This window comes from Alterinioella nitratireducens (assembly GCF_013155465.1).
Classification (GTDB): domain Bacteria; phylum Pseudomonadota; class Alphaproteobacteria; order Rhodobacterales; family Rhodobacteraceae; genus Alterinioella; species Alterinioella nitratireducens.
Genome location: NZ_JABJVX010000022.1, coordinates 1 through 19,459 on the forward strand (window position 1 = coordinate 1; position 19,459 = coordinate 19,459).

The following is a 19,459-nucleotide window of genomic DNA, read 5'->3' on the forward strand; positions in this document are numbered from 1 at the left end:
CGGGTCAGCTATGACGGCAAGTCGGTGGATTACGGCTCGGCCGAGGATCTGCTGGTGCGCATCCGCACCATCGAGCGCGCTATCGCGGGCGTCAGCCGACCGCTGCCGGTGGCCGGTCTCGCTGGCTTCAGCCGCGGGGATCGCTGATGTCCGCGAACTGGTTCGACAGGGCGATTGCCTCCGTCGCCCCTCGGGCCGCCGCCCGCCGCATGCTGGCGCGTCAGGCCTTCGAGACCCTGACGCGGGGCTATGACGGGGCCGCGCGCGGGCGGCGGACGGAGGGCTGGCGCGCGCCGGGATCCTCGGCCGACACTGAGATCGGCGTTGCCGGGGCGCTGCTGCGCGACCGGATGCGCGATCTGGTTCGAAACAACCCGCATGCGGCGAAAGCCGTGGCGGTGCTGGTCAACAACATCATTGGTGCGGGCATCATGCCGCGCGCCGCCAGTGGCGACGACATGCTGGACCGGACGGTCGACGCTATGTTCGAACGCTGGACGGCCGAGTGCGATGCCGACGGTCAGCTCGACTTCTACGGGCTGCAGACGCTGATCTGCCGCGAGATGGTCGAGGCGGGCGAGGTCCTGGTGCGCCGCAGGCTGCGCCGGTCTTCGGATGGTCTGCCAGTGCCGCTGCAGCTGCAGGTGCTGGAGGCCGACTTCCTCGACGCCACGAAATCCGGCGCGCTCGGTGCTGGTCGCCTCGTTCAAGGGATCGAGTTCGACCCGGTCGGCAAGCGCCGGGCCTACTGGCTCCACGCCGAGCAGCCGGGCGACGCTTACGGCGCAATGCAGAATGGGCTGCAGAGCCGCCCGGTTCCTGCGAGCGAGATCGCCCATGTGTATGAAAAGCAGCGCACGCAGGCGCGCGGCGTTCCCTGGGGCGCGCCGGTGATCCGCAGTCTGCGCGATCTCGACGACTACGAGGTCGCCGAGCTGGTGCGCAAAAAGACCGAGGCCTGCGTCACGGCCATCGTCTTCGGCGACGACGAGGCCCAGCAGGGTATCGCGCCGTCTGTGGTGGATGCTGACGGCAACCGGGTTGAGCAATTCGAGCCGGGTCTGATCGCCTATGCACGGGGCGGCAAGGACATCCGCTTCAACCAACCCTCCGCCACCGGCGGCTACGGCGAATACAAGCGGGCCAGCCTGCACACGATCTCGGCCGGGTTCCGGGTGCCGTACGAGCTGCTGACCGGGGACCTGTCCCAGGTGAACTATTCCTCGATCCGGGCGGGGCTCGTGGAGTTCCGCCGCCAGATCGACGCGGTACAGTGGCAGCTGTTCATTCCGATGTTCTGCGCGCCGGTCTGGCGCTGGTTCACGGAAGCCGCGTGGGCGGCGGGCCAGATCCCGACGCCGGACGTGCCGGTCGAATGGTCGCCGCCGAAATTCGAGGCGGTCGATCCGCAGAAGGACGCAATGGCGAACCTGCTGTCGATCCGATCTGGCACCATGACGCTGGCAGAGGTGATCGCGCGGCAGGGCCGCAATCCCGACGCCGTGCTGGCTGAAATCGCCGCGACCAATGCCAAGCTCGACTCGCTGGGGCTGGTCCTCGACAGCGACCCGCGACGCGTCACCAAGACCGGCAGCGCGCAGACCGGCGATCCGGTGAATGATCCGGACGCTGACACCACCGCTGACGCGGAAACCGATCCGGCGCGGGCCGACCAACAGGACTGACCAACATGGACACGATGATCGAAATACCGGCCCTGCGCCGGTCGGCGGAGCTTGCGCCGAACTCAGCCGATACTGACGCCCGCACCGTCGAGGTGATCTGGTCGGCGGGGGCGCGGGTCCGCCGGTCGACGCTGTTTGGCGAGCCCTATGACGAGGAGCTCAGCCTCGACCCGACCCACGTGCGGCTGGATCGGCTAAATGCAGGCGCGCCATTTCTGAAAGTGCACGAAATCGAAACGCTCGACGCGGTGATCGGCTCGGTGGTGCCGGGCTCGGCGCGTATCGAAAACGGTCGCGGCATTGCTCAGGTCCGGATTAGCGAACGCGCGGACGTCGAACCGATCTGGCGCGACATTCAGGCGGGCCACATCCGCGCGGTCTCCATTGGCTACCAGGTCCACCGCTTCGAGGTCTCGAAACCCGAAACGGCCCGCGAGCTTTGGCGCGCGGTGGACTGGACGCCCTTCGAGGTCTCCGCCGTGCCCGTTGGCGCGGACCCAGCCGCGGGGTTCCGCGCTCAGCATCCTCTTCACGACTGCGTCCTTCACCGCCGGGACGCCCCATCCACCACCACAGGAGCCATCTCGATGACGGACAAACCCAAAGACCCGGCCGATGCGGCCAATGAAACCCCCAGCGACGACAATGCTGTCGAGGACACCACGATGACAGAACCCAAGACACCCGACACAGAGCCGAAGGTCGCTGCCGCTGAGACCCGCGTGCAGCCCAAGTCTCAGAAACCCGACGTCGCTCCCGCACCCGACACCGAGACGGTCGCGACCCGCGCGCGCGAAATCGAGCGCGACCGCGTTTCCACGATCTATGATCTGGCTGGACGCTTGAGTCTCGAGCGCAGCTTTGCCGAGGATCTGGTCAAACGCGGCACGGACGTCGACGAGGCGCGCCGTCTGATCCTCGATCAGGTTGCCGCCAAATCCGACGAAACGCGGACCTTCAGCCAAGTCTCGATCCCGCTCGGCGGACGCGATGAGCAGGTCACCCGCCGCGATGCCGTCGCAAACGCGCTGCTGCACCGCTACAGCCCGACGCTCTTCCAGCTGGAGGACGCCGCCCGCCAGTATCGGGGCATGACGCTCATGGAACTGGCACGTGAAAGCCTCGGCAATGCCGGGGTCAACACCCGCGGCCTGTCGCGTGACGAGGTGGCCACGCGCGCGCTGCACTCGACCTCGGACTTCCCCGAGATTCTCTCGGCGGTCACCAACAAGACCCTGCGGCAGGCCTATGAGGCCTATCCCCGGACTTTCATGCTGTTCTGCCGCCAAGTGCTCGCCACTGACTTCAAGGCGATGCACCGGGTACAGCTCGGCGAGGCCCCGCAACTGCTGGAGGTGAGTGAAAGCGGCGAGTTCAAGCGCGGCACGCTCGGCGAGAGCAAGGAGAGCTACAAGGTCAAGACTTATGGCCGGGTGGTCGCGATCACGCGCCAGACGCTGATCAACGACGACCTCGACGCCTTCACCCGCATTCCGGCGATGTACGGCAACTCCATCGCGCAACTGGAGAGCGACGTGGTCTGGGGCATCATCACCGCCAACCCCGCCATGGCCGACGGCAACGCGCTCTTCCACAACAGCCACAAGAACCTCGCAGGCACCGGGGCGGCGCTCGATGTCAGCAGCGTCGGTGCGGCCCGCGCCGCCATGGCTAAGCAGACGGGGCTCGACAAGAAGACGGTGCTCAACGTCCGGCCCGCCTTCCTGATCGTGCCCGCCTCGCTGGAACTGAAGGCCGAGCAGCTGGTCGCCCAGAACCTCGTGCCCGCCGCGACGTCCAGCGTGGTGCCGCAGTCGATCCGCACGCTGGCGCCGATCAGCGAGCCCCGGCTCGACGCCGCCAGCGAGACCGCCTGGTATCTGGCGGCCAGCCCGAACCAGATCGACACCATCGAGTACGCCTATCTCGAGGGTCAGCAGGGCGCCTACATCGAGACCCGCAACGGCTTCGACGTGGACGGCGTCGAGATCAAGTGCCGCCTCGACTTCGGCGCCAAGGCCATCGACTGGCGGGGCCTCTACAAGAACCCGGGCGCGTAAGCCGCGCTTCCTGAACCCTGAAACGCGGGCGGTCCAATCGGGCCGCCCTTCGTCTTTCCACGAGGATCCTCCCCATGAAAACCTACGTCCAGCCCGGCAACACCATCACCCTGACCGCGCCCTATGCCGTCGCCTCCGGCGACGGCGTGCTCGTCGGCTCCATCTTCGGCATTGCCGCGGGCGCCGCCGCCATCGGCGAGCCTGTCGAGACCGCGCTCGTCGGCGTCTTCGACATCACCAAGGTCGGCTCCCAGGCCTGGACCGTCGGCGCCAAGGTCTACTGGGACGACACCAACAAGCGCTGCACCACGGTCGCGACCGACAACACCCTGATCGGTGTGGCCGTCGAGGCGGTGGCGAGCGGCGCGGGCGACACCATCGGTCGGGTGCGCCTGAACGCGACGTTCTGATGAGCGCCTTCGCCGCCGCCGTGGGCGCGCTCTTCGCCGATCCGAACGTCGGTCGGGACGCCGTCTACATCGCCGACGGCGGCGCGCCCGTGCTGGTGCGCGTCGTCGCCCGGCGCGCAGACGCGGTCACCGACTTCGGCGATGCGCGGCTCTGGTCCGAGACCACCCGGATCGACCTGCTCGTGGCCGAGGTGGCGAACCCGCGCCCCGGCGACCGTATCGAGATCGACGGCGACGCCTTCCTCATCCAGGGCGAGCCCATCCGCGACCGCGAGCGGCTGGTCTGGACCGTGGACCTGCGACCGGCCTGACCGCGATGAAACTGAAGCTCGACATCACGCCGGACCTTGTCGCCGCCATGTCCGCCGAGATGAAGGCAGGCGAGAAGGCCGTCACCGCCGCCATGCACGAGGCCGGGACCGGGCTCAAGACCGCCTGGCGCGGCCAGATCACCGGCGCGGGGCTCGGCCAGCGGCTCGCGAACTCGATCCGGAGCCAGACCTACCCGAAGACCGGCGAGAGCCTGAACGCCGCGGCGCTCGTCTGGTCGAAAGCCTCGGTCATCATCAGCGCCCACGACACCGGCCCGCTGATCCGCTCGAAGGAAGGGTTCTGGCTGGCGATCCCCACGGAGGCCGCCGGACGCGGCCTGCGCGGGGCCAAAATCACCCCCGGCGAGTGGGAGCGCCGCCGCGGCCTGCGCCTGCGCTTCGTCTATCGTCGCCGCGGCCCGAGCCTGCTGGTCGCCGACCGCGCCCGCATCAACAAACGTGGCCAGGCGGTAGCGTCACGCTCGAAAACCGGCCGCAACCAGGTCACCGCGCCGATCTTCCTGCTGGTGCCGCAGGTCAAGCTGCCGAAGCGGCTGGACCTCGCGCGGGATGCGGACCGGGCGCTGGACAGCGTACCGGGGCTGATCGTGGCGAACTGGGTGGAGGACAAGGTACGTTGATGACGGCTGTGCGAACTTTTCTGACCTCCAATGAATTTGTTTCAAGGTCGGTTGCGGTGAACCGTTCAACAAAGGATGGCTTTTGATAACATTTACCCTCAGCTTGGGCGTCAGACCCCACTTTGCTTCGGATTTTTTGCTGTTAGTTTAGGTTCTGACCCAAAGAGGAGGTAGTATGATGGATGATGACGAAGCTTGGGTAGCTTCTATGTCGGCGCGTGGCTATGTCAGGGGACCTGATTTTTCGTCGTATGAAGAATTATCAGCTTGGGACGACTCGAATACGCGCCCGCACGTCAGGCGGCTAATCGGTGATAAGTATCAGGTGTATTTTACGGATGGTCTGCCCAACGTTGATCAAGTCCCCACGGCAGCCGATGTTGACGGACCAAGCTATGATATAACCGATGTGCCCTTTTAGCAGCACGACAACTTCGCCCGCCATGGAGAACCGATGAAACGCATTCTATCGAGACTTACATCGGCACTGAAGTCCACTGACATCAATGCCATCGCTTTTGTCCGTGGCCTAAGAGCCTTTGAAGCTGGCGATTTCACGACCGCCATGAATGAACTGCGGCCACTCGCCGAAAAGGGTTATACGCGCGCTCAGGTTAGAGTGGGCGTCATGCACGATACAGGCCAAGGCGTACCACGGAACGTCGCTGAAGCAGAGCGTTGGTTTCATCTTGCCGCCAAAGATGGTAACGCTGATGCCCAATGCAAACTAGGCCAAAAGTACGATCCAGAATACTATGCGATACGTTGGCTTAACGGTATTTCCCAAAAAAGTGTAGAGGAAAGAGACTACAAGGTGGCGGAGCGTTGGTACCGCCTTGCCGCAGAACAAGGGCATCCGTGGGCGCAGTTTAGGCTTGGGCTCATGTATTTTTCTGGATGGAGGAATAGCGACGAAGTGTTCTTCGAAACTGATGAAGACTGGTTCCTTGAACCAAATGAGAAGGAGGCCCGTCGCTGGATAAACCTTGCAGCCAAAAATGGAAACCCCGATGCTCAGTGCATACTCGGTAATCTAGAAGATGACAGACGAAAGGCGATCCAATGGTTTCGCCTCGCTGCGAGCCAAAATTATGCGCCTGCACAGCACGAGATGGGTATAGTTTACAGCCCCGATCTTCCGTTTTGGCACGTTGAGCGTGATACCGTAGAAGCCGCTCGATGGTTTCGTCTTGCCGCTGAGCAGGGCCACGAAGAGAGTCAGTGGGAATTGGCGAAGCTGTATTTAAAGGGCGATGGCGTACCAAAAGACAAGATTTTAGCCTACATGTGGGGCTATATTTCGCATGAGACGATTAAGAAAACACAGCCCCATTATTCGGGAGGGTCAGAGCCGGAATTTGAAAAATTGGAAAACGAAATGACTGCGGAGGAGATTGCCTCTGCGCGCGCGCGAGCCCAAACTTGCATCTCTTCGAATTTCAAAGTTTGCAACTGAAGCTACTGGTACGTTCTCAAACAACATGCAAGAGAAGTCCCCGAAAAACACTCTGCTGGGAGTATCCAGCTTGGATTGCTTGCAAAATGATTGGAAGTGAAAAAGACGGGTTCCAAGCGGACCTTCTCGGTAACTGTGGATAGCGACAACAATGCCCACACCCCGCGAAACCATCCTCGCCGCGCTGCACGCGCGGCTTTCGGCGCTGCCCGCCACCGCCCTGCGCGGCGAGGTGCTGCCCGAGCGCGTCCCGAGCGAGGGCTTGCTGATCCTGCGAGACGGCGAGCCGGGGGAGCCCGAGGTGACGCTGTCGCCGCTGCGCTACCACTACCAGCACCGCGCTGAGATCGAAGCGGTCGTGCAAGGCGCAGACCGTGACGACGCCTTCGACACACTGACCGCCAGCATCGGTGCGGCGATTACCGCCGACCGCACGCTCGGTGGGCTCTGCGACTGGGTCGAAGCCGAAGCGCCGCGCCCGGTCGATCTGCCGGTCGAGGGCGCGGCCAGCCTGAAAGCGGCCGTGATCCCGGTCGTGCTGCACTATTCCGCGGCCGACCCGCTGGCCTGACCCCACCTATAACAGGAGAAGAAAATGGCACGAGCCCAAGGTGCGCGGGCGCAGATGGCGCTTGCGTTCGAGACGACCTATGGAACGCCGCCCGTAGGCGGATTTACGAAGATGCCCTTCGCCAGCACCGCGCTCGGAGCCGAGCAACCGCTCTTGAACTCCGAGCTCCTCGGCTATGGCCGAGACCCGCTGGCGCCGATCAAGGACGCGGTGACGGCAGACGGCGACGTTGTCGTGCCGCTCGACGCCGAGGCCTTCGGATTCTGGCTGAAAGCGGCCTTTGGCGCGCCGACGACGACGGGCACAGGCCCTTGGACGCACGAGTTCCAGTCGGGCGCCTGGACCCTGCCGAGCCTCTCCATCGAGACCGGCATGCCGGAGGTGCCGCGCTACGCGATGTATTCCGGCTGCGTGCTCGACCAGATCACCTGGCAAATGCAGCGATCGGGGCTCCTGACTGCGACCGCCCGCCTGGTGGCACAGGGCGAGACGGTTGGGACGACCACCAGCGCCGGCACGCCCGCCGCGCTGGAGCTCAAGCGCTTCGGCCATTTCAACGGTTCGATCACGCGGAACGGGACGGCGCTCGGGAACGTGGTCTCGGCCGACATCACCTATGCCAACAATCTCGACCGCATCGAGACCATCCGTTCGGACGGCCGCATCGATGGCGCGGACCCGTCCATCGCGGCGCTGACCGGCTCCATCGAGGTCCGCTTCTCCGACAGCACATTGGTGACGCAGGCGATCAACGGCGATCCCTGCGAGCTTGAGTTCGCCTACATCCTGCCCTCGGGCGAGAGTTTCACGTTCACTGTGCATGCCGTCTACCTGCCGCGCCCCCGGATTGAAATCTCTGGGCCGCAGGGCGTGCAGGCGACCTTCGACTGGCAGGCCGCCCGCGACAGCGTCGTCGGCCGGATGTGCACCGCCACCCTCGTGAACGATGTGGAGACCTATTGATGCTCACGCTCGACCTGACCAACGCGCCGCGCTGGCACGATCTCGCTCCCGGCGTCCGGGTGCAGCTGCGCCCGCTGACCACCGCGCTGATGGTGGCGACACGCAGCGATCCCGCCGTGGAAGCCGTGCCTGAGGAAGCCTCCGACGAGGAGCGCGCCGTCGCCTTCGCCAAGGCGCTGGCTCGCCGCGCGGTGCTGGCCTGGGACGGCATCGGCGATGCCGACGGCAATCCCATCGACCCGAGCCCTGAGGCCATCGACGCGCTCCTCGACATCTGGCCGGTCTTCGAGGCCTTCCAGCTGACCTACGTCTCCAAGGGCTTGCTGCTGGAGCAGGAAAAAAACGCCTCCGCGCTCTCGCCGAATGGTCCTTCGGCGGGGGCGAGCGCTACTGCGACGCCTGCCAAGCGGCGTGCGAAGACTGCCCGGCGCGGCTGAATCGGCCGCTCACGCATGAAGGCTGGCAGGTCTGGGACCTTGTCGGCCGCCTCGGCGGCCAGCTGCGTGTGTTGCCGGGTGCTGTGATCGGCTGGGACATGTCGGCCGCGCTGGCGCTCGGTGACGCGCTCGGCGTGCCGCCGCTCGCCATGGCCGAACTTCTGCCCGTCATCGAAGCGGTGATGGTCGCGAAACTCAACGAACAGATGGAACGCCCCAATGGCTGAGAAACGCGTCAGCGTCCGCCTCGCGGCGGTCGGTGGTCGGCAAGTGCGCGCCGAGCTGGAAGGTGTCGGTGAGGCCGGGTCGCGTGGCTTCGGACGTCTTAGCCGCGAGATGGAAGCGGCGAACACCCGGCTCGCGGCCTTTTCCCGCCGGGTGCGTGTGGCCGCCGCAGCCGCCGTGGCAGCGGCCGCCGCAGCTGGCGTGGCGATGATCCGCTCTGGCCTTCAGACCGTCGATGCGCAGGCGAAACTCGCGCAGTCGCTCGGCACCACCGTCGCCTCGATCCAGACGTTGGAGCGCGCGGGCGAGCTGGCGGGCGTTTCCATGTCCGGCATCGAGCAGGCCACGAAGGATCTGACGCGTCGTCTCAGCCAGGCGGCCGCCGGGACCGGTCCTGCCGCCGACGCGCTTGACCGGCTGGGCCTTTCGGCGAACGACCTGATCGCGCTGTCGCTGGACCAGCGGGTCGGTGCCATCAACGCCGCCATCGAGAACTTCGTGCCCGCGGCCGAGCGCGCGGCCGTCGCAGGCCAGCTTTTCGGCGAGGAAGGCTCCATCGCCATGAGCCGGATCGACACCGCGACGCTGCGCCAGGCGACGGAGGACATGCTTGCCTTCGGTGTCGTCGTCTCCGAACAGGACGCCGACCAGATCGAGCGCACGAACGACGCCATCTCCCGGCTCGGGCTGATCTGGCGCGGGCTGTCGAACCAGCTCGCCGTCGCCGCGGCGCCCGCACTGGAAGCCGTCGCCGATGCCATGGCGGGGGTGGCCAGCCGCACGGGGCCGCTCGGCATCGCGATCGGCGCCCTCTTCGACAACATCGGCCGCCTGACCACCTATGCCGCCACTTTCGCGACCTTCCTCACGGGCCGCTGGGTGGCGGGCATGGCCGCCGCCGCGCTCTCCGTCCGTGGCCTCGCCAGGGCGCTCGTCGTCCTGCGCGGGTCGCTGATCCGCACCGGTATCGGCGCGCTCATCGTCGGCGCGGGCGAGCTCGTCTATCAGTTCACCCGCCTCGTCTCCGGCGCAGGCGGCTTCGGCGAAGCGATGTCGCTCTTGAAGGACCTCGCCGTCGAGGTCTGGGAGCGGATCCGCATGGGCGCGGCGGCGGCGGGCGCGACCGCCACGGCAATGTTCTTCGACCTGAAGGCGGACGCCGCCTCCGGAATGCAGAGCGCCATCGAGAGCGTGGTGGGCTTCGGCAACACGGCGGCGAACACGTTCGAGGGCGCCTACGAGGCGATCAAGGCGGTCTGGGGCCTGCTCCCTGCCGCCATAGGCGATCTGGCTTTCCAGGCCGCGAACAGCCTGATTGAGGGCGTTGAGGCGATGCTGAACGGCGTCTTCACCCGGATCAACGGTTTCATCGAAGGCGTGAATGCCGGGCTGGAAGCGCTCGGGGTAGAGCGCCGGATAGGGGTCATCACGGAGCTCGATCTCGGCCGCCTCGAGAACCGTTTCGCCGGCGCCGCAACGCAGGCCGCCACGGCGGCGCGCGACGCCTTCGCCACGGCCTTCGCCGACAATCCGCTCGCCGTGCCTGATCTCGGACTGACGGCAGCCGCCACCGAAGCCGCGGCCTCGGCCGAAGCCTGGCGTCAGACCGCCGCCACGCTGGCCGAGGGCGCGCTCCAGCCGCTTGCCGCGCTCGACGCCCTGCGCGCCGCGGTCAGCAGTACTGGCACGGAGGCAGAGACGGCGCTCGATGGCGCGACGGTCGCTGCCGAGCGCTTCGATGCGGCACTTTCCGGTGAGGACGGGGCGGGACCGGCCGCCGCGCTCGACGAGATGGCCGAGGCGGCGGGGCGCGCGGGCGGCGCCATGCAAGCGGCGGCCGATGTCGCGCGCCAGTCCTGGGACGCGGCGCGCGCCGCGGTGGAACGGACGCAGGAGATCGCAAAAGGGCTGGCAGAAGACATCACCGGCCCGATCAAGGAGGCGCTGAAGTCGGGTGAGCTCAGCTGGCAGACCTTCGCGGGCGCCGTGGCCGGGATCGCGCGCAACCTCGCGAGCCGCCTCATCGACCAGGCCTTCAAGCCGATCGAGGACGCGCTCTTCCGTGCCTTCTCCGGTGCCGGCACCAGCGGCGGCGGTGGTGGCCTCTTCGGCTGGATCACGAGCGCCATCGGCGGGCTCTTCGGGATCGGTGGCTTTGCCCGCGGCGGGGCTTTCGCACAGGCCGGCGAGATCACGGCCTTCGCCCGGGGTGGTGTGGTGACCCGTCCGACAGTGTTTCCCTTCGCGCGGGGGATCGGGCTCATGGGCGAGGCTGGACCGGAGGCGATCCTGCCCCTGCGGCGCGGTCCCGGCGGGCGGCTCGGCGTCGAGGCGAACAGCGGTGGCCCGGCGCCCCAGCCCGCGACCCGCATCGTCAACGTGCTCGATCCCGCGATCGTCGGGGATTATCTCGCGACGCCCGCGGGCGAGCGGCTCATCGTCAACGTGATCCGGCGCAACCGGGGAGGTCTCGATGCCTGAGCGGCTCTGGCCCTTCCCGGCACAAACACCGGTCACGGAAGTGCTCGAATGGTCGACGGATGTCCTGTTCACCGAGGCCGCCGAACAGCGCATCGCGCTCCGCACGGCCCCGCGGTCTACGCTGACCGTATCACATCTTCTCGATGCACCCGGTCTCGCGGAGGCGGCCGAACTCGGCCGGGCCGGCCCGCTGGACGACTGGGCCTTGCCGCTCTGGCAACTTGCGCGCCCGGCAACGGCACCGGTCGACGCGGCTGACTTGACGGTCTTCGTCGATACGACCGACGGCGCCTTCGACGGGGCGGCGCAGGCGGTCGTCGCCGCCGATGGCGGCAGGGCGCATCTGATCGAGATCACCGCAGTGCTGCCCGACCGGCTGGAACTTGCCGTCCCCGCCGGGGTCAGTCTTCTGCACGCTATAGTCGCACCGGTCGGAGGTGCCTTCGCTGCACGGCCAGTCGAGATCGACCGCCGCCGCCAGGGACTCGGCACGGTCACTGCGAGTTTCACGCTCCGGAGCAGCGACGGCGGGGCTACGGCCAGCCCCTATCCCCAGCACCAGGGGCTCGACGTGCTGACCGATCCGGCCGTCCTGCGCCAGCCGCTTGCCGAGACGCTGGGCCAGACCGTGGAAGCCGTCGACAACGGCTTCGGGCCAATGGTGCTCGAACCGGTGCTCACCCATGTCCAGCGCCGATCGACGATCACGCTGATCGACCGCGGTGCCGCGCGGATGACCCGCCGGCGCTGGCTGCTCTCCCTGCGCGGCCGCCAGCGCGCCTTCTGGCTGCCGAGCTGGGGCCGAGAACTGGTTCTGCAGGCGGCGGCCACCGCCAGCGCGACCTCCATCGTCGTTGAGCCGCTCGCCGATCCCACCGTCTGGACCCTACGCCACCTGATGATCGAGCACCCGACCGGGCCGGTCTTCCGCGAGATCACCGCCGCGGCCTGGGACGCGCTGGGGCTCCGGCTCTCCATCGCCGCGCCCGGCAAGAGCATTGCCCACGGCACGCCGATCCACCTTCTCCTGAAGGTCCGCTCGGACGCCGACCGGATCGAACTCGCCCATGGGCCGAACCGGACCGAACTGGCACTCCCGCTGATCGAGACGCCCTCATGACCTACGACCTCGCCGAGACCTCGACCGCAGAGGGGCAGCCGTATTTCCTCTACCTCTTCGCGGAAGGGGGCAGCGTCTGGCGCTTCACCAGCCGCGCGAGCGCCTGGACCTCGCCAGCAGGCGCCATCGGCGACGAGACCGAGGATCTGATCTGGGAGCCCTCGGCCGTGAGCCACGGCTCCGTCGTCCAGAGCAGCGATCCGCGGCGCGTGGACCTGTCGGTGACCTTTTCGCTCTCCGATCCCTTCGCCCGCCGCTATCTCGGACCGCGCGGCCGGTCGGTGACGTCACTCACCATCTTCCGCGGCCACGAACAGGTCCCAGCCGAGGTGGTCGCGCACTGGAAGGGCCGCATCGTCTCGGCGCGCGTAGAGGGGCGGCGCATCACGCTCCGGGCGGAATCGCTCTTTACCTCGATGCGCCGGGAAGGCGTGCGGGCGAAGTACCAGCGCCTCTGCCGCCATGCGCTCTATTCCCGCGGCTGCCGCCTCGACATCGAGACTTTCTTCGTGGGCGGAACCGCGACCGCGCGCTCGGGCCTCGAGGTCACCGTGGCGGAGGCCGCGCTCGTGCCGGACGGCTGGTTCCGCGGCGGCGTCCTTCGCCACGCGGGGCTGCTCGGGTTCATCACCGGCCATGTCGGAGACAGGTTGACGCTCGCGGGTCGCATGCCGGAACTGGAGACGGCGATCGACGATCCGGAGACGGTCGCCGTCATCGACGTGGCGCCCGGCTGCGATCTCCGCCGCGACACCTGCGCCGCCAAGTTCGGCAATCTCCTGAACTTTGGGGGCTTCCCCGACATCCCCGGCCGCAATCCCTTCGGCGGCACCAGCATCGTCTGAGAATCGAGATCATGAGTGGACAAGGCCGGACGTCGGGCCTCGCGATGAATCAGTCATTTCATCAAATGCTGTGGATCAACTCTTCCCGCGATGAGCGGACCTCGGTCGGACCGGCGGCTGGGTCTGCCTGGCGAGCGGTTTGGTTATCCCCTGCGCTCCAAACCGGCGCTCACGAGTCGGCTAATGGCCTAAAATGGCGGGGCCGTAGCTGACGGACTGGTCCTCAACAACAACATGACCGCGTTTTTTCAACTCATCGACCAATGCGTCTTGATCGCTTTCGTCCAGGGTCTTCATGAAAAGTCCGTTCATTGTTCCTTTAAGAGTTTTGACCTTCCTTGGACGCGAGGTGCCTCTGGACCTCAAGCTGTCAACGATCGCTTCGACTTTCTGATCCAGTGAGCTGGCATTCGAGATTTTGACGAATGGGATCTCCGATATGTCAACATGACGGAGAGCGTAAATCTTTCTCTCCCGCAAATGAGAAATCAGAGGATCGAAACCTTTATCTCGTGAAATGATGTGAAAATATCCGTTGTCGTCCTTGGCCGCGAGTTGCCCCAAATAGAAGGCTATATGAAAATCCAGTGCGTTCGATCCGTTGCCTGTAATCTTCCGATAACTGGCATTTTCACCCAGATCCTGGAGTGCATTGGCAAAATCGAAGGGTACATTTTTCTGACTGGCGCCGACAAACACAACCAGCGTGAAGGGATGCCCGCGGAGGAGCCCAAGGTTCTTGGGCTGCACATTCTCAAAGTCGATCAAGATATAGTTGTTCTTCAAGCGGCTTACTCCAGTTCGAGCCCCATGCAGGACCGAATACTGGATCAGGTCAAGTGGGAGGGTTCCTCTGCGACCCTTTCATGAAGGCGCATAGGCCGCTTTTGAGCTCGACCAGGTTGTCCGAGCAATCGGCTTGGACGTCTCCGTTCTCGGTTTTTCGGACTTAACCAGTGATCGCGCGAGCATCCAGAACCTGCGCCGAGCAGCCTGTTCCTGAGGCGTGCACCTGTGGGAGCAAAACTCGCGGCGGCTCCTCCATGCGGAACAGTGGGGCGCGCGATGACCGCAATCTGTCTGGAGATACCCACCATGGTCTGGAACTTCGTCGTCCAGATCGTCGCCAGCCTCGTGCTGACGGCGATCTCCTATGCGCTCTCGCCGAAGCCGAAGACGGAAGCGCCGAAGGCGGCGGGGCTCGACGACTTCGATCTGCCGACAGCCGAGGAAGGCCGGCCGATCCCGGTCGTCTTCGGCACCGTGCTGTTGCGCGGCCCGAACGTCGTCTGGGCCGGCGATCTCAAGGTCGACCCGATCCGCAAGAAGGGGGGCAAGAAGTGAGCGAGACCCTCATCGTCCGCGCCGAGGACATCCGCACGGCCCGGCTCTGCTTCCAGGGCGCGCGGCCCTGGTTCCGCCGCCACGGGCTCGACTGGCAGGCTTTCCTCGCCGAAGGACTGCCCGCCGAGATGCTGGTCGCCACCGGCGACGCGCTGGCGCTGCGCGTGATCGCCGAGGCCGAGAAGCGGATCGCGCGGACCGTGATCGAGGACTGACATGGGCGGTCGCTCCAAGTCCCAGACGGTCGGCTACAGGTATTCCCTCGGGGCGCATCTGGCGCTCTGCCATGGCCCGGTCGATGCGATCCGCGAGATCCGGGTCGACGACCGCATAGCCTGGTCGATCGGCACCGGCCAGAGCAGTGCCGCCGGCACCGGCGTCGGCGCGCTCGCCAGCTACGGCACTGTGGTGGCCATGTCCGCCACCGCCGCGGCCGTCGGCGACAGCGTGGCCGAAGTCACCTTTCCGGGCACGCTCGCCGGGATCCGCCTCGGCGCGAGCTATGACCTGAAGCTCGGCTTCGATGGCACGACCCGCACGGTCACCGTCCAGGCCGTGAGCTACGATGGTGGGACCGGCATCACGACCTGGCTCGTCGAGCCCGCCGCGACTGCCTTCGTCGCCCAGTCCGTCACGGTCTCCGATGCCGCGAGCCTGCCGAGCCTCAGCGGCGGCGCCGCGGGCGGTCGCATCCGGATCAACAAGCCGAACCTCTTCGGCGGCGAGAGCCGCGAGGGCGGCATTGTCGGCGACATCGACGTCCTGATGGGCGGGACCATGCAGGGCCAGAACGATTACCTCGCCGCGCAGGCGGGTTCGAACGTGCCGGGCTATCGCGGCATCTGCTCGCTCGTCCTGCGGCGCATCTCACTCGGCCTCAATCCCTACCTGAAGCCATGGGCCGTCCGGCTCACCCGGATCCTGCGCGCGGAGGACGGCAACGCGCAGTGGTATCCGGAGAAGGCGCAGATCGTGCCCGAGGTCCGGATCGGAGACGCCGCGATCTACATCGCCATGGACTCCTCGGGCTCCATGTCCGGCAGCCGCATGGCGGCCCAGCGGACCGCCGTCTCGCGGCTTATCGCCGAGATCGGCGCGAATGCGCTCGAGCCCAACGACATCCAGATCGTCACCTGGAACTCGACCGTCTCGGGCACGATCCTGCGCCGCAACGCCGATGCCGCGGCCTATGGCGAACTCAAGGACTGGGTCGACGCGCTGCCGACCACCGTGAGCGGGGGCACGGACTTCGGGGCGGCGGTGAGCCAGGCGGGCGGCTTCTTCAATGGCGCGGGCGGCAAGCGGCGGATCCTGATCTTCGTGACCGACGGCGAGCCGAGCCCGGCCTCGAGCCTCGAGAGCGCCAAGGCAACGCTCGCGGGTCTCTACGAGGTCGACGTCTTCGCCTTCAACATCGCGCTCTCGGACACGAGCGCGACCTCCCAGATCGACAACACGCCCGTCGATGGCGTGCCGGTCGTGCCCGCGGGCGATCCCGACGTTCTCGTCGCCTCGCTTCGCGCGGCCTTCGGCGAGGGCCCGGACATGAACCCGGCCCACATCATCCGTGAGTGCCTGACGAACCGCGACTGGGGCCTCGGGCATGGCTTCACCGACATCGGCCCGAGTTTCGCCACCGCCGCGGATGCGCTTTTCGCCGAGGGGTTCGGGCTCTCGCTCCTCTGGCAGCAGGAATCGACGATCGAGGACTTCATCGCCGACGTGCTGAAGCACATCGACGCCTATCTCTACGTCGACCGACGCTCGGGCCGATGGGAGCTGAAGCTCATCCGGGCCGACTACGACGTGGAGGCGCTGCCGATCTTCGACGAGACCAACGTCGTCGACTGGGGCGAGCTTGGCCGCCGCGAGGCCGCCGATCTCGTGAACTCGGTCACCGTGAAGTTTTCCGATGCCCGGACCGATCAGACCGGATCGGTCAGCGTCACCGACACGGCACTCGTTCAGGACCTCGGCCAGGTCGTGACCGCTACGGTCGACTATCCGGGGATCCGCTACGAGTCGCTCGCCGTGCGCGTGGCCGAACGCGATCTGCGGGCACTTTCTTCGCCGATCCTGTCGGGCGAGATCACCGTCACCCGCGTCGGCGCCGATCTCGACCCGGGCGACGTGATCCGGCTCGTGAGCCCGCGCCGCGGGCTGGAGGGTGTCGCGGCGCGGATCGTCGAGATCGACCACGGCGACGGGCGCGCGAACGGCGTGCGGCTGCGCATTGCCGAGGATGTCTTCGGGCTCGGCGACACGGCCCTCGTCGGTGGCGAGAGCGCCGACCCGGGCCGGCTGATCCTGCCGCCGAAGCCGCTCGCGCGTCGCTGGGTGACGGAGGCGCCATACTGGCTCCTCGTCCAGGAGCTGGGTCACGCGCAGGCCGATGCACTCCTCGACGAGGACCCGGATGCAGGTACGCTGGTCGCCGCCGGCGAGCGCCCCTCGGCCGACGCGCTCTCGGCGCAGGTCTGGACCGACAGCGGCACGGGCTATGCGCTCGAGGCGGGCGTCGAGTTCGTGCCGACGGCGCTCCTGACGGCCGATGTGACCGACGACCCGGCCGAGCGGGTGCTGCCGGTCGGCAGCTGGACCGGGCTCACGGACGTCACCATCGGAACGCTCGCCGCGATCGGGGATGAACTCGTCCGGATCGACGGGGTGAGTGCCACGACACTGACGGTCGGACGGGGCTGCCTCGACACCGTCCCCCAGGTCCATCCCGCCGGCACGCCGGTGATCTGCTGGCAGCTTCTCGCCAACGCGAGCGAGGCGCGCTTCGCGGCGGGAGAGACCGTCGCGGTCCGCATGCTGCCGGAGACCGGCTTCGGCACCTTGCCGCTCTCCCAGGCGCCCGAGGACGAGGTCACGCTCGCCTCGCGCGCCATCCGACCGCTGCCGCCGGGCGATCTGCGCGGCAACGGTGTCTCGGTCGTGAACCCGAACGTCCTGAACCTCGGGCCGATGCTCCTGACATGGGCCCATCGCGACCGGCTCCTGCAGACGAGCGTCGCGATCGACGCCTATGACGCGGGCAACATCGGCCCGGAGCCGGGTGTCACCTACGTCCTCGAGATCCGCTGGGTCGATCCGGACTCGGATGCTGTTGTCGAACCACCCGCGGCCGTCATCGATGTGGGCAGCGTCACCAGCTTCACGCTGACCAAGGAGGATGTGCCGATCCTCTCGGCCCCGACGGGGACGAAGCATTTCGAGGTGCGGGTGCAGGCGCTGCGTGTCGCGGGCAGCGCGACCTACGAGGCCTGGCAGGCCCGCGCGATCCGGCTCTTCATGCCCGACGGCATCAAGGTCGCCGAAGCCGGCCTCTGGACCGAGTTCGGGGCGGAAGCCCGGCTGACGGTCCCCGAGACCGTCGTCTTCCTCGGTCTCGGCGGTGCGGTCCAGCTGACCGCGTCCGACGCCGCGCTCTGGATCGGCTTCGGGTCCGATGCCCGACTGAGCGTGGCGCGGACCGATCTCTTCCACGAACAAGGCGGCGACGCACGTCTCACCGCCGCCGACAGCGCACTCTACATCGAGGTGATCCCATGACCCACATCCTCCATCTCGGCCATCAGGTCACGGATCTCTCCGGTGTGACAGGGCTGATCAGCACGGACGCGGCAGGCTTCGATCCGGCCTATGACATCAATGCGATCAAGATCACCGCGAACAACGGCTCATCCGTGCCTTTCACCGCGACATGGGCAGAGCCCACGGGCGATGTCTGGATCGGGTTCCGCTACCGGGCGCCGTCGATCAACGCCCACGTCATCGCCCAAGACGGCATCTTTCTCGAGTTCTACGACGCGGCGAACCGGCAGGTCGGGCTCGTTCGGACCGAGCGGGACGACGAGAAGTACCGCGCGATGGCCGTTGGCGACACCAGCGTCGACGGGGCCTCGTCCTTCGTAGCGGCCACGAACCAGAGCTACTGGATCGACGTGAAGATTGCCGTCGGCGCCGACATCACCATCGAGTTCCATGTCGACGGCGTGCTTCACAGCAGCGCCACGGCCGCCAATATCGGCGGGAAGGGCCGGCCCGTCCGCTGCGTCTGGCGCAACCTCTACCTCTTCGACTTCTACAACCCGGCCACCTGGTACTACGCCCATATCGCGGTGCTCGACGGCGTCTCGACCATCGGCCGGCGCTTCGTGCGGCGCACGCCGGATCTGGTCGGCACCTACGACGCCTTCTCGGGCGGAATCGACGCGATCAAGGACGGCGACATCGCCACGCGGGCCGCTAGTGACATCGCGGGCCAGCGGCTGTCCTTCTCGCTCGCGGGGCCTATCGGTCCTGCCGGGGCCACGACCATCGCGGGCGTCCACGTCAAGCAGCTGGCCCAGCTCGGCACCGCCGGTCCGACAAGCATCGCGGGTTTCCTGCGCATGGGCGGTGTGGACTACGACGCGACGCCCGGCGCGCCCTCGGCGGACCTGCCGTCGCCCGTCTATTCGAGCTGGGATCTGAACCCGGCCGACAGCACCCCCTGGACGGCGGCGACGCTGCCGGCGGAAGTGGGGATCGTCTCTTCATGATCCTGCCCCGCACGGAAAAGGGCGAGCTCAGGATGTCGGAGGCCGAGTTCCGGACCTTCCTGTCCCAGGCCGCGGAAGAGGGCGCGAAGCGCGCGCTGGCCGATGCCGGGATCGACGGCAAGGACGCCGCCCTCGACATCCGCGATCTCCGCTCGCTCCTCGACTGCATCCGCTTCGTACGCCGCACTGCGGTCCAGACAGCCGTTCATCTCATCACCACCGGCATCATGCTCGCGTTGCTCGCCGGTATTGCGCTGAAGCTGAAGATCTTCGGCGGAAGTCCATAGCCGCTGCCGATTCCCATTCATCAACCTGCCATGACCCGCCCTCGAGGCGGGTTTTTCGTTTCTGGAGGATCCC

General features: G+C 66.8%; 21 protein-coding genes. 20 read left to right on the top strand and 1 reads right to left on the bottom strand.

Annotated features, from left to right (window positions below):
* The 15 genes from HNS34_RS21120 to HNS34_RS19085 form a co-directional block, all read left to right on the top strand.
* The coding region (locus HNS34_RS21120; RefSeq protein ID WP_172321679.1) for a phage head-tail joining protein at nt 1-147 on the top strand (147 nt) is incomplete at its 5' end.
* The gene (locus tag HNS34_RS19020) at nt 147-1,685 is read left to right on the top strand and encodes a phage portal protein (RefSeq protein WP_172321680.1); all 1,539 of its coding nucleotides are present in this window, start codon (nt 147-149) and stop codon (nt 1,683-1,685) included. The genes HNS34_RS21120 and HNS34_RS19020, both read left to right, overlap by 1 nt.
* Nucleotides 1,686-1,690: 5 nt before the next feature.
* Nucleotides 1,691-3,745 (top strand): prohead protease/major capsid protein fusion protein, encoded by a 2,055-nt coding sequence (locus tag HNS34_RS19025; RefSeq protein WP_172321681.1) that lies wholly within the window; start codon nt 1,691-1,693, stop codon nt 3,743-3,745.
* 74 nt (nt 3,746-3,819) lie between these two features.
* Nucleotides 3,820-4,155 (top strand): DUF2190 family protein, encoded by a 336-nt coding sequence (locus HNS34_RS19030; protein ID WP_172321682.1) that lies wholly within the window; start codon nt 3,820-3,822, stop codon nt 4,153-4,155.
* Entirely contained in the window at nt 4,155-4,466 is a 312-nt protein-coding gene (locus tag HNS34_RS19035; protein ID WP_172321683.1) for a head-tail joining protein, read from the top strand. The genes HNS34_RS19030 and HNS34_RS19035 overlap by 1 nt, the downstream gene beginning before the upstream one ends.
* A gap of 5 nt (nt 4,467-4,471) precedes the next feature.
* Complete coding sequence (locus tag HNS34_RS19040; RefSeq protein WP_172321684.1) at nt 4,472-5,107, top strand: DUF6441 family protein; 636 nt, start codon at nt 4,472-4,474, stop codon at nt 5,105-5,107.
* A 178-nt stretch (nt 5,108-5,285) separates the two neighbouring features.
* Nucleotides 5,286-5,528, top strand: coding sequence for a hypothetical protein (locus HNS34_RS19045; protein WP_172321685.1), 243 nt, complete (start codon nt 5,286-5,288; stop codon nt 5,526-5,528).
* A 33-nt stretch (nt 5,529-5,561) separates the two neighbouring features.
* Entirely contained in the window at nt 5,562-6,563 is a 1,002-nt protein-coding gene (locus HNS34_RS19050; protein WP_172321686.1) for a tetratricopeptide repeat protein, read from the top strand.
* Nucleotides 6,564-6,714: 151 nt separating this feature from the next.
* Entirely contained in the window at nt 6,715-7,134 is a 420-nt protein-coding gene (locus HNS34_RS19055) for an acyl-CoA transferase (protein WP_172321687.1), read from the top strand.
* Nucleotides 7,135-7,158: 24 nt separating this feature from the next.
* On the top strand, nt 7,159-8,097 hold the full coding sequence (locus HNS34_RS19060) for a phage tail tube protein (protein WP_172321688.1): 939 nt from the start codon (nt 7,159-7,161) through the stop codon (nt 8,095-8,097).
* On the top strand, nt 8,097-8,534 hold the full coding sequence (locus HNS34_RS19065; protein ID WP_172321689.1) for a phage-derived protein YdaY family protein: 438 nt from the start codon (nt 8,097-8,099) through the stop codon (nt 8,532-8,534). Before HNS34_RS19060 ends, HNS34_RS19065 begins: the two co-directional genes overlap by 1 nt.
* A gap of 68 nt (nt 8,535-8,602) precedes the next feature.
* Nucleotides 8,603-8,761 (top strand): DUF7697 family protein, encoded by a 159-nt coding sequence (locus HNS34_RS19070; RefSeq protein ID WP_235191380.1) that lies wholly within the window; start codon nt 8,603-8,605, stop codon nt 8,759-8,761.
* Nucleotides 8,754-11,240: a phage tail tape measure protein gene (locus HNS34_RS19075; RefSeq protein WP_172321690.1), complete on the top strand. Its 2,487-nt coding sequence runs from the start codon at nt 8,754-8,756 to the stop codon at nt 11,238-11,240. Before HNS34_RS19070 ends, HNS34_RS19075 begins: the two co-directional genes overlap by 8 nt.
* Nucleotides 11,233-12,360: a hypothetical protein gene (locus HNS34_RS19080; RefSeq protein ID WP_172321691.1), complete on the top strand. Its 1,128-nt coding sequence runs from the start codon at nt 11,233-11,235 to the stop codon at nt 12,358-12,360. The genes HNS34_RS19075 and HNS34_RS19080 overlap by 8 nt, the downstream gene beginning before the upstream one ends.
* Nucleotides 12,357-13,205: a phage BR0599 family protein gene (locus tag HNS34_RS19085; RefSeq protein WP_172321692.1), complete on the top strand. Its 849-nt coding sequence runs from the start codon at nt 12,357-12,359 to the stop codon at nt 13,203-13,205. The genes HNS34_RS19080 and HNS34_RS19085 overlap by 4 nt, the downstream gene beginning before the upstream one ends.
* 180 nt (nt 13,206-13,385) lie before the next feature.
* Here HNS34_RS19085 and HNS34_RS19090 read toward each other — a convergent pair whose 3' ends face one another.
* On the bottom strand, nt 13,386-13,973 hold the full coding sequence (locus HNS34_RS19090; protein WP_235952810.1) for a PIN domain-containing protein: 588 nt from the start codon (nt 13,971-13,973) through the stop codon (nt 13,386-13,388).
* 297 nt (nt 13,974-14,270) lie between these two features.
* Between HNS34_RS19090 and HNS34_RS19095 the strand changes: the two genes are divergently transcribed.
* From HNS34_RS19095 to HNS34_RS19115, 5 genes are read left to right on the top strand one after another with little or no spacing between them, the layout of a single operon-like run.
* Nucleotides 14,271-14,549, top strand: coding sequence for a hypothetical protein (locus HNS34_RS19095; RefSeq protein ID WP_235952811.1), 279 nt, complete (start codon nt 14,271-14,273; stop codon nt 14,547-14,549).
* Nucleotides 14,546-14,764 carry a hypothetical protein gene (locus HNS34_RS19100; RefSeq protein WP_172321694.1) on the top strand — a complete coding sequence of 73 codons (219 nt, stop codon included), beginning with the start codon at nt 14,546-14,548 and terminating at the stop codon, nt 14,762-14,764. Before HNS34_RS19095 ends, HNS34_RS19100 begins: the two co-directional genes overlap by 4 nt.
* A gap of 1 nt (nt 14,765) precedes the next feature.
* Nucleotides 14,766-18,107: a phage tail protein gene (locus HNS34_RS19105; RefSeq protein WP_172321695.1), complete on the top strand. Its 3,342-nt coding sequence runs from the start codon at nt 14,766-14,768 to the stop codon at nt 18,105-18,107.
* A complete protein-coding gene (locus HNS34_RS19110; RefSeq protein WP_172321696.1) occupies nt 18,104-19,099 on the top strand; it encodes an FscB in 996 nt (331 codons plus the stop codon). Before HNS34_RS19105 ends, HNS34_RS19110 begins: the two co-directional genes overlap by 4 nt.
* Nucleotides 19,096-19,386: a DUF6127 family protein gene (locus HNS34_RS19115; RefSeq protein WP_235952812.1), complete on the top strand. Its 291-nt coding sequence runs from the start codon at nt 19,096-19,098 to the stop codon at nt 19,384-19,386. Before HNS34_RS19110 ends, HNS34_RS19115 begins: the two co-directional genes overlap by 4 nt.
* Nucleotides 19,387-19,459: the final 73 nt, after the last annotated feature.